Origin of the sequence: Streptomyces sp. T028, assembly GCF_048159505.1 — a bacterium.
Taxonomy (GTDB): Bacteria; Actinomycetota; Actinomycetes; order Streptomycetales; family Streptomycetaceae; genus Streptomyces.
On record NZ_JBLRVZ010000021.1, the window covers coordinates 192088 to 206408 of the forward strand.

The following is a 14321-nucleotide window of genomic DNA, read 5'->3' on the forward strand; positions in this document are numbered from 1 at the left end:
GCTCGCACAGCCATGCGCACACACATCGTCGTCCACGAGGCATTCGAGGCCCCCGGGGCCTTCGAGGACTGGGCCAGATCCCGGGGCCACGACCTCGGCCTCTCCCGGGTCTACGAGGGCGACGTGCTGCCCGCGTCCGGCCAGGACATCGACCTGCTGATCGTGATGGGCGGCCCCCAGCAGCCCAGCACGACCGTCGAGGAGTGCCCGCACTTCGACGCCGCCGCGGAAAAGTCCCTCATCTCCTCCTGTATCGAGGCGGACAAGGCCGTCATCGGTATCTGCCTCGGCTCCCAGCTCGTCGGCGAGTCCCTCGGCGCCGCTTGGGCGCCCAGCCCGAACACGGAGATCGGTTCCTTCCCCATCACGCTCACCGACGCCGGCCGCGAGCACCCCTTCCTGACGGGCTTCGGCGACTCCTTCCACACCGGCCACTGGCACAACGACATGCCGGGCCTCACCGACGACGCGACCGTGCTGGCCACCAGCGCCGGATGCCCCCGCCAGATCGTCGCCTACAGTCGTTACGTGTACGGCTTCCAGTGCCACATGGAGTTCACCCCGGACTGCATCGAGGCCCTGATCGAGCACGACGCCAAGACACTGGCCGCGCTCGCTGACCGCCCCTACGTCCAGCAGCCCGACCAGCTGCGCGCCAACGACTACACCGGCATGAACGCCAAGCTCATGACGTTCCTCGACCGGCTCACTGCGGACTACGCCGCCCGCTGACAGCCAGGCCACAAGCCGACCAGTGATGTTCGCCAGGGCATGGGGAGTGGATGTAGGCCTGATCGCCAGAAACTCTGCTGGGGCGCGGTGGTCACAGGCAGGAAGCCTTACTGGCCGTCGGTCGTCGAGCCCGGCGTCGTCTCCGTGTCGCCGGCCGGTGTCCCGGCGTCCGACGAGGCGTCCTCGGCCTCCTCGGTGACGACGACCACCGTGCTGCCCGCCTCGACCTCGCTCCCTGCCGCCGGGGTGCTCGACGTGACCACGGCGTCGGAAGCCTGGGGATACCCGGAGGCGACGGTGACCTGGAGACCGAGTGCGCCCAGCTCGTTCTGGACCTCGGCAAGCGTTTTTCCGAGGATGTCCGTGGAGATCTGCACGGTCTGCACCGACTTGGCGAGCTGGACGTCGATCGAGGTACCGGGCTCGACCTTCTGTCCCGCGGTGGCGCTCTGTTCGACGACGGTCCCGGCCTCGGCGCTGCTCTCCACCTCGGTGGTGTCGCCGAGTTCGAGGTCGTGTTCGGCGAGCAGCTTGCGGGCCTCGCTCAAAGTGCTGCCGGTGAGGTCGGGCACCGTGGCCTTCTCGGCCTCCTTGGCCACCGTGAGGGTGATCTCGGTGCCCTTCTCGACGCTCTCGCCGCCGGCCGGGTCCTGCTCCAGGACGGTCCCGGCGTCGTCGTCGGACACTTTGTGCCGGAGTTTCACCTTGAAGCCCTTGTCCTCCAGGATCCGGGAGGCGTCGTCCTCGTCCTTGTCCGTGACGTCCGGCACCTCGACCTTCGGCGCGCCGGTGGAGACGGTGACCGAGACGGCATCGCCCTTGTCGAGCCGACCGTCCACCGGAGTCTGTTCGCAGATGTGGCCCTCAGGCTGGTCCGCGCAGGGCTCTTTCTCGGTGACGTTGAGCGTGAGCCCGACGTTGTCCGCCCTACGCCGGGCGTCCTCAAGGGTCTCGCCGACAAGATCAGGTACGTCCGCCTTGCCGTCGTCGGCCGTACCGCGCCCGAACATGAACCAGCCGAGCACGAGCGCCACGACGACGACCGCGAAACCCACCCCGATCAGCGCGGCACTTCCTCTGCGGCGACCGCTCTCCGCCGGTTCGCCGGCGTCCGGTTCCTCGTCGCCACCGTCGAATGTCCGGTCCAGGACAGTCGGTGCCCCGAGATACGCCTCTACGTCGGCGAGCATCTCCTGCGCTGACTGGTAGCGGTACGCGGGGTCCTTCGTCAGGGCCCGCAGGACGATCGTGTCGACCTGTGGGCCGACCTCGGGGTTGTAGAGGCTCGGCGGCCGTGGTTCCTCCTGGACATGTTGATACATCACCGCCATCGGCGAGTCGCCGGCGAACGGCGGGCGAAGGGTGAGGAGTTCGTAGAGCAGACAACCCACCGAGTACAGGTCGGAGCGGGCGTCGGTGGCGTGTCCCATCGCCTGCTCCGGGGAGAGGTACTGCGCGGTGCCGATCACCATGGAGGTCTGGGTCATGCCGACGTCCCGCGTGTCCCGGGCGATGCCGAAGTCCATGACCTTGACCTGGCCGGACCAGGTCATCATCACGTTGGCCGGCTTGATGTCCCGGTGCACGATGCCGTGCTGGTGGGAATGAGCGAGCGCCTCCAGGACTCCGGCCGTCACCTCCAAGGCGCGTTCGACGGTCAGCGGTGGCCCGGAGTGCAGGGCCTCGCGCAGGGTCGTGCCCTCGACGTACTCCATCACGAGGTACGGCAACTGAGCCCCGTACGAGAGGTGTTCACCCGTGTCGTAGACGGCGGCGATGGCCGGGTGATTGAGCGAGGCGGTGGACTGGGCCTCCCGCCGGAACCGCTCCTGGAGCGCCGGATCGTAGGCGAGGTCGGTGCGCAGCGTCTTCACTGCGACGCTGCGGTCGAGCCGGAGATCGTGCGCGAGATGCACCTCGGCCATGCCTCCGGAGCCGAGCAGCAGGCGCAGCTCGTACCTGTCTCCGAAGACCGCCACCGGCATGGGGTGAGAGAAGGCCAGATCGTCTGGTCCGCCGAAGTTCACTGCGCTTCTCCCCTGTGGGCCGGAAGTCGAGAGCACGATAATTGCACATCTCCGGGTAACTAAAGAAGTGGGGGTGTGCATGAGAAGACCCCGGCGCCTTGGGCACCGGGGTCTGTTCGATGTTCGGGGTGAAGGGCCGGGCCGCGGCTCAGTCGCGAGGGACGTCCTGGGTCGCGGCCACGTCGTCGACGATGGCTCGCGCCTGGTGCTCCGACACACCGGCCGCGATGAGCGTGGTCACGGCCACGCGGGTGCCGTCGTCCTCCAGAGCCCCCGAGTTGACCTCTTCCAGCAGGGCGACCGTCATCGCCTCCAAGCCGGCGCTCAGCACCGGGGCCGGCAGGTGGGAGTGGAAGACGCCGTCCCGCTGTCCCCGCTCGATGATGGCCGTGACCCTGACCCGGGCGGGCACCAGGATCCCTGCGACACGGTCCATGCCGAGGTCCCTCCGGGCCAGCGCCAGAAGCATCCGGTAGCGGTCGCCCACGGGCCAGAGTGACAGCGAGAACCGTGCGAGCGCCCGATCGGCAGGCTCTGCCTCTTCCGCTCCGAGCGCCACGGCGGCTTGGAGCGCCTCGGCGGCCTCCTCTGCCAGCGCATCCAGGAGTGCCGCCCGTCCTGGAAAGTGCCCGAACAGCGTGCGCCGTACGACGCCGGAGGCGCGGGCGAGCTCCTCCAGGGTGATGTCGGGGTTCCGCCGCAGCTCCTGGCGCGCGGTGGCCAGGATGCGCGCCCGGTTGACCCGTGCGTTGCGTCGCTGGGGCACACGGCCGACGGTCTGGGACACGACAGGAACCTCGAAGAAGCCGGAATGGAGAACGGACCTCTCCACTCTGGCACGTGGGTGGGGGCCCGACCGATCCGCAGCCGCATCCGGGATCGGGCGGGCCCCGGTCAGGCGGGAAGGTCCTTGATGTCGGACGGTTCCCGCGGCTCGATGCCGTTGAAGCGGTGGCGGAAGTCGCTGGAGGCGGGGTACGCGGCGCGGCGCGAGCGCATGATCGAGCCCAGCGGGCGGTGGGCCTCCAGGGCGTGCCAGGGGCTGAAGGAGAGGACGTCGTCGGCGTAGCGGCGGCGGGCGTCGCTGTAGGCGTCCTGGGCGGGCAGGTGGAGCACGGCCACGGTCTGGTGCGGTGACAGCTCCTCCGGCCACAGGACGGAGGCGTCCTCCACCGGCATCCGGTCGATGTCCGTGCACAGCTGGGCGCGGAGGTCGTACTCGGCACTGTGGTGGGCGAAGAAGTCGACAACGAGGTCGCGCAGGGCCGACTCGCCGGCCTTCTTGTCGACGTGGCTGCCGGTGAGGGCCTTGACGTTCGCCGAGCGGGGTGCGGCGGACATCTTCGCGACGTGGTCGCCGTAGCGCAGCGCGGCCATGGAGTGGAAGGTCTCGCCGAGGATGTGGTCGTTGGCGGCGGCCAGGGTCTCGACGGCGGGCGGGAGGGGCCGGCCGGCGCGCGTTCGGTGTGCGTGGGCATGGCGGTCCTTACCGGGTGAGGGAGGCGGACTTGCGCGGTGAGGGGGTGAATCCGACCGGAGGCGGGGGGAGTTCGGCTCCCGGGGGTGCGGCGGCGTAGACGTAGCCGTCCGGGCGCAGGGCGAGGGTGGTGATGCGGCGTTTGGCCATCCAGGGCAGCAGGACGCCGTCACTGTCGACAAGGGTGCCCTCGGCCGGGCGGGAACCGGCGGGCGTGACCGCGAGCGAGGGAATGCCCAGGCGCTCCCATGCGGGCTGGGGCACGGGCAGTCCCCCGTACAGGACAAGCCACCGGCCGCCGAGGGCGTCGTCCAGGCGGACGCGGCTGCCGTCGGGGGCGGTGACCCAGGGCTGCGGTATCTGGTGCCCGGTCGCCTTGGTGCGGGGGCGGGCCTGGAAGCCATCCGCGTAGTGGGCTGCGGGGATCCAGTTGGAGTCCTGAAGCCACTGGCTGAAGCGCGGGAGGCGGTTCACGACGGGAAGCACGCAGTCGCGGACCCGGGTGACGGCGGTGCGCCGTTCGGTGATGATCCGCCCGACGGACACCGCGCGTTTGGTGACCTCCTTGACGTGCGGTTTGCGTTCGGCCTCGTAGCTGTCGAGCACGCTTTCCGGCAGCTCGCCGCGCAGCACGGCATCCAGCTTCCAGCACAGGTTGGCCACGTCCCGCACGCCGGCGGCCATGCCCTGGCCGATCCACGGCGGCATGGCATGGGCGGCGTCCCCGGCGAGGAAGACCCGGCCGACCCGGAAGCGGGCGGCGAAGCGGACGTGGTGGCTGTAGACGGTGGCCCGAAGGATCTTGATCTGGTCCCGGCCGATCCCGTACCTGGCCACCATCGAGTGGATCGCCTCGTCAGTGGTCAGGTACGTCTCGTCATCGCCGGGCAGGATCGGGAACTCCCAGCGGTGGTGACCGAGGGGGGGTCGGGCAGTCCACGGCCGGGCGGGCCGGGTCGCAGCGGAAGCGCAGCCGGTCGTGGTCCGGCCACGGCTTGAGCATCTCTGTGTCGATGACCACCCAGCGGTCCTCGTACGTCCGTCCCTCATACCCCACGTTCAACTGCGCGCGGGTGAGGCTGGAGCCGCCGTCGGCCGCGATGACGTACGCGGCACGCAGGCGCCGTACCGAATCGCCGTCGGTGCCCACCACCGTGAGTTCGACGCCGTCGGCGTCCTGCCGCAGCCGCAGGCACTCATGGCGCAGCAGCACTTCCACGTTCGGGTAGCGGTCGACGCCCTCACGCAGGACCTGCTCCAGTGCCGGCTGGTAGATGAACATCTGGGGCGGATGACCGTGGCCGCGCGGGGTGGGGTGCGCGCTGATGAAGGCGCGGCCGCGTGCGTCCACGAAGTCCAGCGGCCGCTCGGCCAGCATGTCCCGCTTCAGCCGGTCGGCCAGGCCGACGCGCTGCCAGATGCGGACGACCTCCTCGTCCGTGGAGATCGCCCGGGCACGGGAGAACACCTCCGCCTCGCGCTCCAGTACGACGACTCTGAGGCCCGTCGCCCCGAGCAGGTTCGCCGCGGACACTCCCGTCGGCCCATAGCCGATCACTGCCACGTCGTACGTACTGCCCTCGCTGCCCTCGGCTCTGTCCTCGGCGCTGACACCGCTCACCAGGCCACCTCACTGTCGTCCCTGACGGCTCTTGCTGTAACAGTCACTCCAATTGGAATGGCCGCTACGGTAAGCTGGGGGTCAGAGACGGTCAAGGGCCGAAGCGACAGGAAGGGCACTGCATGACCAGGCCGCAGACGACACGCAAGAAGCGCGCCAACGGGGTGGAGTCGCGGCAGAGGATCCTGGATGCCGCCGTGGAGATCGCGGGAGAGCGCGGGTACGAAGGCACGTCCATCGCGGCGGTCAGCGCCAAGTGCGGACTGCCCGCCAGTTCGATCTACTGGCACTTCAAGGACAAGGACGACCTGATCGCCGCGGTCATCGAGCGCAGCTTCGAGACCTGGCTCGCGGCCGTCGAACTGCCGGGGGAAGAAACGGGTACGCCCCTGGAGCGGGTCACGGCCATGGCGGCGAACGTGGCGAAGTCACTGGTCGACGCGCCTGACTTCCTGCGCCTCGGCCTCATGCTCGCCCTGGAGCGACGGCCCACGGAGCCCCGCGGCCGGACCGCGTTCCTCCAGGTCCGCGACATCGCGAGCCAGAAGATCACCGAAGTCATCCGGGCCCTGCTTCCGGACCTGGACGAAGGCGCCGTGCGCACCCTCACCACGTATGCCGTCGCCGGCGCCGACGGGCTGTTCGTCCAGCGGGAGATCAGCGGCGACGCCGTCGACCTGGTGGCCATGTTCGAGCTGCATGCGCAACTGGTCCACGAGGCGGCCATACGTATGGCGGCGAGGAACCCGGGATGAGCCTCACCGGTCGGCAGCGCGCACAGGCCGCCCGGCTGCTGCGCGAGGCCGAGCACCACGCGGAGCCGATCGAGCCGCTGTCGGCCGCGCTGCCCGGCCTCGGCCTCGCCGACGCCTACGCCGTGCAGCGGGACAACATCGCCCGGCGCCTGGCCGACGGCGCCAGGGTCATCGGCCACAAGGTCGGCCTGACGTCGGTCGCGATGCGGCAGCTCCTCGGCGTCGACGAACCCGACTTCGGCCACCTGCTCGACGACATGATCCACCAGGACGGCGCAACCGTCCCCGCCGCACGGTATTGCGCCCCGCGCGTCGAACCTGAGATCTGCTTCCGCCTCGCCCGACCCTTGCGCGGCCCCGGCGTCACCGCCGAGGACGTTCTCGCGGCCACCGAGGCGGTCGCTCCCGCACTGGAGATCGTCGACAGCCGCATCCGCGACTGGCGGATCACCCTGGCCGACACCGTCGCGGACAACGCCAGCTCCGCGGGGCTGGTCTGCGGCTCCTGGACACCGATGGAGTACGCGCCTGACCTCGCGGCGGTCACCGTCGACCTGTATGTGAACGGGGACCACGTGGCGTCCGGCAGCGGCAAGGAGGTCCTGGGCCACCCGGCCGCCGCGGTCGCCTGGCCGGCCAACACCCTTGCCGCCTTCAGTACCGGACTGGACCCCGGACACGTGGTCCTGCCCGGCGCCATGACCACCGCGCCCTTCGTCGGCGCCGGACAGAAGGCGGAGGCCCGTTTCGGAGCCCTCGGCTCGGTCTCGGTGTACTTCGTCTGACTGACCGCGCCGCCCGCCACCCCGCCAGAGACATCAAAGGCCAGGTTCCCGATCCGCCCCCAGTCCCGACCCCGATCCTCTCTCCCGGTCTTCCAAATGGCTCACGGTCACCGCCATACCGAACTCCTTCGGGCCCCGGGGCACCGACGCCCATAGCCTGCTCGTCGCGCGGTCGGCAGTGCGTGGTCGGCGGCCGGAATGACACGACTTCCCCGCCATAGCGCGCAGACCGCATGAAAGGCCCCGTTACATGTCCCCTTCAGCACAGCGCATCGACGTCCACCAGCACGTGGTGCCCGACTTCTACCAGGCGGAGCTCGCCAAGGCCGGAATCGCCGACGCCGGCGGCCGGGCCCTGCCCGACTGGACCCCCGAGTCGGCACTGGAACTGATGGCGGCCCAGCGCACCGCCGCGCGTCTTGTCTTCAAGCTCGTCCAGCCCGGCACCGACTAAGACAGGTTCCTCAAGTCCGCAACCCCGCTCCGCAAGCCCGACGATCAGGCCGAAGCCACACAGGATGCCGTCGCGACCGGCCGCGCCGGCCACCGCGGTGTCCTCTTCGCAATGTGCCTGTCCCTGGTCCTGGTCATCGCCTCCGTCTCCGCGCTCAACCTCGCCCTGCCCGACCTGGCCATCGACCTGTCGGCCACCAACAGCTCGCTGACCTGGATCGCCGACGGCTACACCGTCGCCCTGGCCGCTCTCGTCCTGTCCCTCGGTGCCATCGGTGACCGCTTCGGCAGCCGCAACGTCCTCCTCGCGGGCACCATCGTCTTCGGCGCCGCCGCCCTGGCCGCCTCCTTCGCGGACTCCACCACCACCCTCATCGTCTGGCGAGTCGTCATGGGCCTGGGAGCCGCGATGATCATGCCGGGCACCCTGTCCACGATCACCGCCGCCTTCCCTCCCGAGCAACGTGCCAAGGGAGTGGCCACCTGGTCCGGATTCGCCGCGGCGGGCGCCATCATCGGCATGCTCGCCGCAGGGACCCTGCTGGAGTGGTACTCATGGCGGTCGATCTTCATCACCAGCGCCGCGGCCGCCCTCGCCGCCGCCGTCGCCGCCCTCGTCCTGGCGCCCGACACCAAGGACGAGCACCCGTCCCCGCCCGACGTACCCGGGGCCGTGTGCACCGCCGTCGGCATCGGCACCCTCGTGCTCGCCATCATCGAGGGCAACGAGCAGGGCTGGACGGAGCATGTGGTGATCGCCACCCTCGTCGTCACGGTGCTGGCCTTCACCGCGTATGCCTGGCTCGGCCTGCGCAATCAGCACCCGCTGCTGGACCCCGCGCTGTTCGGCATCCGCGGCTTCCGGGCCGGCGCAATCACCGTCCTCGTGCAGTTCATGGCCGTCTTCGGTTCTTCTTGGTGGGCCTGCAGTACCTGCAGCTGATCCTCGGCTACAGCCCGCTCAAGGCCGCCGCCGCCCTCGTCCCCGTCGCCGTCGTCGTCCTGCCCACCTCCCAGGCCACCCCTCACCTGGTCCGGCGAGTCGGCATGAAGGCCACCATGACCGCCGGTCTGCTCCTGCTGAGCGCCGGCCTGTTCGTCATCTCCCTCCTCGACGTCGATTCCGGCTACCTGCCCTTCCTCGGTGGACTCGTCCTCGCGGGCTTCGGCATCGGCCTGTCCGGATCCGTGGGCACCACCGCCATCACCGGATCAATGGGCCGCGGCCAGCAGGGTGTCGCCTCCGCGATGAACGACACCACCCGCGAGGTCGGCTCGGCCGTCGGCATCGCCCTCATGGGCTCGATCTACGGCAGCCACTACCGCTCCAACCTGCCCGACTCCCTCAACCAGCTCTCCGCCGAAGCCGCCGAAGCCGCACGCGACTCCGCCGCCGCGGGACTCCACGTCGCCGATCAACTCGGTGCCCGGGGCGCGGCCCTCGCTGACGGCGTCAAGTCCGCCTTCATGGACGGCCTGTCCGCCTCACTGATCGCGGTCAGCATCATCGTCCTGGCCGCCGCGATCGGCTGCCTGTTCCGCGCGCCGAAGGCACCGCCGACGTCCGACTGACTCGGGCACGGCGGGGACTTCATTCGAGGCCGACGCGCTGCTCGACGAGTTGAGGCCGACAAGTCGATTCACCCATGCTGTCCGATCCAGAACGACCACCTCACGCTCCGTCAGAAACAGCGTCGAGCGAGCGTCAAGACATGTGCCGAACCGGAAAATACCTGGTCAGAACCGGTTTCTCGGCTCATCGTCTTCGTGCAGACGCCCAGGGCGTCAAACGAGCGTCAAGGCTGAAAGTCCGTCCTGCCCAGGGCTGAGCAGACTGCGGCGCTCGGGTCGGGTGCTCCAGGGTAGACACGTCATGCAGGGGCGCCGTCCCCGGCCACGGCACAGGCGCGCAGCCATCCGTGTCGGTCCACGGCACGTCCCTGGTGGAGATCGCAGAGCGCGTCACGCAACTCCATGGTCACCGGTCCCGGTTTACCGCTCCCGATCAGCCATCGGTCGTCGCCGTCGTGTGCCTCACCGACCGGTGTCACGAGCGCCGCCGTTCCGCACGCGAACGTCTCCGTGATGACCCCCGACTCGCTATGCGACCGCCACTGGTCGACGGAGATCCGCTCCTCGCGGACGGTGAACCCGCGCTGTGCGGCCAGCGTGAGCAGCGTGTCGCGGGTGACACCAGGAAGCAGTGTTCCGGTGAGCGGCGGGGTCACCACTTCGGCGGCCGGGCCTGTTCCGCGTACGAAGAAGAGATTCATGCCGCCCATCTCCTCGATCCAGCGGTGCTCCACCGGGTCGAGCCATACCACCTGGTGGCACCCGGCATCGGCCGCTGCCCGCTGCGCCAGGAACGCTCCCGCGTAGTTCCCCGCGCACTTCACCTGTCCTGTGCCGCCGGGAGCGGCCCGGGAGAAGTCCCGGGTGACCAGCACCGACACCGGGTCCGGTTGGTCGGAGAAGAAGCCGCCCGTGACGAAGCCCATCAGCAGAAACGTGTACTCGCGCGCGGGCCGCAGCGCCAGACACGGCTCGCTGGCGAACAGCACCGGCCGCAGGTACAGGCTTAGAGTCGGGTCGTCGACGGGCAGCAGCTCACCGCCTCGGCCGACGAACGCGTCCACGGCCTCCAGGAAGAGTTTGTCGGGCAGCTCCGGCATGGCAAGCCGGCGGGCCGACTGCCGGAAGCGGCGTGCGTGGGCATCCGGCCGGAAGGCGGCAAGCGTCCCGTCCTGCCGCCGGTGGGCCTTGAGGCCCTCGAACACCACCTGGCCGTAGTGCAGTCCCGCCGTCGCCGGGCTGAACGCCAGGGTGCCGAAGGGCAGCAGCCGCGGACGGCCGGCCCAGCCGTGGTCGGCGGTCCACTCCAGCATCACCATGTGGTCGGTGAAACGCTCCCCGAAGCCGTGTCTCGTCGTCACTGTGCACTCCTCTCGTCGGAATCTTCGGATCCGTCGGCCCGAACGGGTGGAGAAATCAGACCAAAGGAGCGTAGAAAAAGGTGTCACGGCTTCGGAACGTCCCGGACTCGGAGAAGGTGAAGAAGTCCGCGAAACGCAGGAAGACCGACCGGCCGTCGTGCAGTGTTCCCTCGAACGTGCCGTGCACCGCCGCGCCGTCCTCGTGCACCAGCGTGGTGGTCAGTGTGTGCCGGCCCTGCTTGATCACTCGCTCGTCGCGGTAGAAGCGCTCCAGTTCCGCTCGGCCGACCAACGGGTCGTAGCCCGGACGGCAGTAGACGGCCTCGTGGTCGAAGAGCTCGACGAGAGCGGGCACATCACCCACGTCCACCAGTTCGTAGTAACGGCGAATGCGCTGCTCGGTGTCCACCGGCGGTCTCCTCGGGCTCATGCGTCATCGGACGGGGATGCGTTGCGGTCGTGTGGAGCGCTGTGAGGTGCCCAGGCCGTTCAGCCGGCGGCCCGCACCTCGACCTGGGGGGCGCCCTGGCCGGTCCCGGTCGAGTCGTGTGCCTCGGCCAGGCGCAGTGCCTCCTCGATCAGGGTTTCGACGATCTTCGATTCCGGTACGGTGCGGACCACTTCGCCCTTGACGAAGATCTGCCCCTTGCCGTTGCCGGAAGCCACCCCGAGGTCGGCCTCCCGGGCCTCGCCGGGACCGTTCACCACACAGCCCATCACGGCGACGCGCAGCGGGACCTCCATCCCCTCCAACCCGGCGCCGACCTCGGACGCGAGCTTGTAGACGTCCACCTGGGCCCGGCCGCAGGAGGGGCAGGAGACGATGTCGAGCTTGCGGGGGCGCAGGTTGAGCGACTGCAGGATCTGGTTGGCGACCTTGACCTCCTCCAGTGGCGGAGCGGACAGGGAGACCCGGACGGTGTCGCCGATGCCCTGGCGCAGCAGCGCCCCGAACGCGACCGCGGACTTGACCGTGCCCTGGAAGGCCGGGCCTGCCTCGGTGACGCCCAGGTGGAGGGGGTAGTCGCAGGATTCGGCGAGCAGCTCGTAGGCGCGGACCATGACGACCGGGTCGTTGTGCTTCACGGAGATCTTGATGTCGTGGAAGTCGTGTTCAGCGAAGAGGCCCGCCTCCCACAGGGCGGACTCCACCAGCGCCTCCGGGGTGGCCTTGCCATGCTTGGCCAGGAGCCGGGCGTCCAGCGACCCGGCGTTGACACCGATCCGAATGGGCGTGCCGTGGTCCTTGGCCGCACGAGCGATGTCCTTGACCCGGTCGTCGAACTTCTTGATGTTGCCGGGGTTGACCCGGACCGCGGCACAGCCCGCCTCGATCGCGGCGAAGACGTAGCGCGGCTGGAAGTGGATGTCGGCGATCACCGGAATCTGCGACTTGGCGGCGATCAGCGGGAGAGCGTCCGCGTCGTCCTGCGAGGGACAGGCCACCCGCACGATGTCGCAGCCGGCCGTCGTCAGTTCGGCGATCTGCTGGAGGGTGGCGTTGACGTCGGCGGTGAGGGTGGTCGTCATGGACTGTACGGAGATCGGGGATGCGCTGCCCACCCCCACGTTGCCGACCCGGAGTTGGCGGGTGGGGCGGCGCGGCGCGAGGACCGGCGCGGGCATCGGCGGTATTCCGAGCGGGACCGTCATGGTCGTTCTCCTGGTCTGGTACGAGGGCGGGGTCAGGGCGCTGCCGGACTACCGGACTGCTGGTCGGCCCCCGACGGGCTGCGGGGCCAGCTCGTCGATGCGCACGGCGTCGTCACGTCGGGCGAGTGCCTCGACGACGGCTCGTGCGATGCCGCGTCCCGTCAGGCCGCACTCGGCGAGGATGTCGCCGCGTCGGCCGTGGTCCAGGAAGCGCTGGGGCACTCCGAAGGTGCGCACCGGGGTCCGCGCACCGCTGTCGGCGAGCGCCTGGGCGACCGCGGCTCCGGCTCCGCCGGCGCGTCCGCCGTCCTCGACGGTGGCCACCAGACCGTGGTCCAGTCCCATGTCCACCAGGGCGGCGGGCACCGGGGTGATCCAGCGCGGGTCCACGACGGTGACGCCGAAGCCGTGCTCGGCCAGCCGGTCGGCGGCTTCCAGGCAGACCCCGGCCATCGTGCCGACCGACACGAGCAGCACGTCGCGTTCCCCGGATCCGGCGCGGCGCAGCACGTCCATGCCGGCGGCGGTGTCGACCGCCGGGATGTCACATCCCGTTCTGCCCTTGGGGAACCGCAGCGCGGTGGGCCCGTCCTGGACGGCGACGGCCTCGCGCAGCGCCCGGCGCAGCGTGGCGGCGTCGCGCGGGACCGCCACCCGCAGTCCGGGCACCATCTGCAACAGCGACAGGTCCCACATGCCGTTGTGGGACGCGCCGTCGTCCCCGGTCACACCCGCCCGGTCCAGCACGAAGGTGACCGGTGCACGGTGCAGGGCGACATCGAGCAGCATCTGGTCGAAGGCGCGGTTGAGGAACGTGGCGTAGAGCGCCACCACGGGGTGCAGGCCACCGAGGGCGAGGCCCGCCGCCGAGGTGACGGCGTGCTGTTCGGCTATGCCCACGTCGAAGGTGCGCTCCGGGAAGCGGTCGGCGAAGCGGGACAGGCCGGTGGGCGCGAGCATGGCGGCCGTGATGGCGACGAGGTCGGGGCGTCGTGCGCCGAGTTCGGTGAGTTCCGCACCGAACACGTCCGTCCAGTCGGGCGAGGCGGGCCCGTCGGTCCGCGGGACGGCCGGGGTGGTGGGCCGGGGGCGCACGGCGTGGAAACGGTCGGCCTCGTCCTGTTCGGCGGGGGCATGGCCACGACCCTTCTCCGTCAGGCAGTGCACGACGACCGGCCCGCCGAGGCGTGCCGCATGCTGGAGGGCCTGCTCCAGGACGGCGACGTCGTGTCCGTCGACGGGGCCCACGTAGGCCATCCCCATGTTCTCGAAGACGCTGTGCGGGGGGCGTTCCTCGGTACGCAGCAGCGCCAGGTGCTCGGGGATGCCGCCGACCGTGGGGGCGTAGGAACGGGTGTTGTCGTTGAGGACGACGACGACCGGACGGTGGGGCGCCGCCGCCAGGTTGTTCAGGCCCTCCCAGGCCATGCCACCGGTCAGTGCTCCGTCGCCGATGACCGCCACGACCGCGCGGTCGGTGATGCCCCTCAGCTCGTACGCCTTGGCCAGTCCGTCGGCGTAGGCCAGGACCGTCGAGGCGTGGGAGTTCTCGATGACGTCGTGCTCGGACTCGGTCCGGGAGGGGTATCCGGACAGGCCGCCGGGCTGCCGGAGCCCACCGAAGACCCCGGCCCGGCCGGTGAGGATCTTGTGGGGGTAGGTCTGGTGCCCTGTGTCCCACATGATCCGGTCCCGTGGGGACTCGAAGACCCGGTGCAGGGCGATGGTCAGCTCGACGACCCCGAGGTTCGGTCCGAGGTGCCCGCCGGTGCGGGTCACCTCTTCCACCAGCATCCGCCGGATGTCGGCGGCGAGTTCCTCGGTCTGCCTCGGGGAGAGGGCACGCAGGTCGTCCGGTCCGTGGACCGACTCAATCGACGTCATG

At 70.1% G+C, this 14321-nt stretch carries 13 protein-coding genes and 1 pseudogene; 6 read left to right on the forward strand and 8 right to left on the reverse strand.

Going from position 1 to position 14321, the window contains the following annotated elements:
* Positions 1 to 12: 12 nt before the first annotated feature.
* Positions 13 to 732 (forward strand): glutamine amidotransferase-related protein, encoded by a 720-nt coding sequence (locus ACLZN2_RS21765; protein WP_416980544.1) that lies wholly within the window; start codon positions 13 to 15, stop codon positions 730 to 732.
* A 107-nt stretch (positions 733 to 839) separates the two neighbouring features.
* On the opposite strand, the gene ACLZN2_RS21770 is transcribed toward ACLZN2_RS21765, so the two are convergent.
* From ACLZN2_RS21770 to ACLZN2_RS21785, 4 genes and pseudogenes are all read right to left on the reverse strand, one after another.
* Positions 840 to 2717: a PASTA domain-containing protein gene (locus ACLZN2_RS21770; protein ID WP_416980546.1), complete on the reverse strand. Its 1878-nt coding sequence runs from the start codon at positions 2715 to 2717 to the stop codon at positions 840 to 842.
* Positions 2718 to 2907: 190 nt separating this feature from the next.
* Positions 2908 to 3546: a TetR family transcriptional regulator gene (locus tag ACLZN2_RS21775; protein WP_416980548.1), complete on the reverse strand. Its 639-nt coding sequence runs from the start codon at positions 3544 to 3546 to the stop codon at positions 2908 to 2910.
* Between the two features lie 107 nt (positions 3547 to 3653).
* Positions 3654 to 4136, reverse strand: coding sequence for a hypothetical protein (locus ACLZN2_RS21780; RefSeq protein ID WP_416980550.1), 483 nt, complete (start codon positions 4134 to 4136; stop codon positions 3654 to 3656).
* Between the two features lie 109 nt (positions 4137 to 4245).
* Positions 4246 to 5857: pseudogene (locus tag ACLZN2_RS21785) on the reverse strand (bifunctional 3-(3-hydroxy-phenyl)propionate/3-hydroxycinnamic acid hydroxylase).
* A gap of 122 nt (positions 5858 to 5979) precedes the next feature.
* On the opposite strand from ACLZN2_RS21785, the gene ACLZN2_RS21790 reads away from it, so the two are divergent.
* The 5 genes from ACLZN2_RS21790 to ACLZN2_RS21810 all read left to right on the forward strand — a co-directional run bounded on the left by ACLZN2_RS21790 (position 5980) and on the right by ACLZN2_RS21810 (position 9422).
* Positions 5980 to 6612, forward strand: a complete 633-nt coding sequence (locus ACLZN2_RS21790; RefSeq protein WP_416980552.1) for a TetR family transcriptional regulator — start codon at positions 5980 to 5982, stop codon at positions 6610 to 6612.
* Positions 6609 to 7397, forward strand: a complete 789-nt coding sequence (locus ACLZN2_RS21795) for a 2-keto-4-pentenoate hydratase (RefSeq protein WP_416980554.1) — start codon at positions 6609 to 6611, stop codon at positions 7395 to 7397. The genes ACLZN2_RS21790 and ACLZN2_RS21795 overlap by 4 nt, the downstream gene beginning before the upstream one ends.
* Positions 7398 to 7647: 250 nt before the next feature.
* Complete coding sequence (locus tag ACLZN2_RS21800) at positions 7648 to 7851, forward strand: hypothetical protein (RefSeq protein ID WP_416980556.1); 204 nt, start codon at positions 7648 to 7650, stop codon at positions 7849 to 7851.
* A 111-nt stretch (positions 7852 to 7962) separates the two neighbouring features.
* Complete coding sequence (locus tag ACLZN2_RS21805) at positions 7963 to 8793, forward strand: MFS transporter (RefSeq protein WP_416980558.1); 831 nt, start codon at positions 7963 to 7965, stop codon at positions 8791 to 8793.
* The gene (locus tag ACLZN2_RS21810) at positions 8769 to 9422 is read left to right on the forward strand and encodes an MFS transporter (protein ID WP_416980560.1); all 654 of its coding nucleotides are present in this window, start codon (positions 8769 to 8771) and stop codon (positions 9420 to 9422) included. Before ACLZN2_RS21805 ends, ACLZN2_RS21810 begins: the two co-directional genes overlap by 25 nt.
* Positions 9423 to 9721: 299 nt before the next feature.
* Here the strand turns inward: ACLZN2_RS21810 and ACLZN2_RS21815 are convergent, their stop codons facing one another.
* From ACLZN2_RS21815 to ACLZN2_RS21830, 4 genes are all read right to left on the reverse strand, one after another.
* Positions 9722 to 10783 carry a branched-chain amino acid aminotransferase gene (locus ACLZN2_RS21815; protein WP_416980562.1) on the reverse strand — a complete coding sequence of 354 codons (1062 nt, stop codon included), beginning with the start codon at positions 10781 to 10783 and terminating at the stop codon, positions 9722 to 9724.
* A 55-nt stretch (positions 10784 to 10838) separates the two neighbouring features.
* Positions 10839 to 11192: a nuclear transport factor 2 family protein gene (locus tag ACLZN2_RS21820; protein WP_416980564.1), complete on the reverse strand. Its 354-nt coding sequence runs from the start codon at positions 11190 to 11192 to the stop codon at positions 10839 to 10841.
* Between the two features lie 80 nt (positions 11193 to 11272).
* Positions 11273 to 12436: a flavodoxin-dependent (E)-4-hydroxy-3-methylbut-2-enyl-diphosphate synthase gene (gene ispG, locus ACLZN2_RS21825; protein ID WP_416980566.1), complete on the reverse strand. Its 1164-nt coding sequence runs from the start codon at positions 12434 to 12436 to the stop codon at positions 11273 to 11275.
* Between the two features lie 48 nt (positions 12437 to 12484).
* Positions 12485 to 14320, reverse strand: a complete 1836-nt coding sequence (locus ACLZN2_RS21830; RefSeq protein ID WP_416980568.1) for a 1-deoxy-D-xylulose-5-phosphate synthase — start codon at positions 14318 to 14320, stop codon at positions 12485 to 12487.
* Between the last annotated feature and the right edge of the window lies 1 nt (position 14321).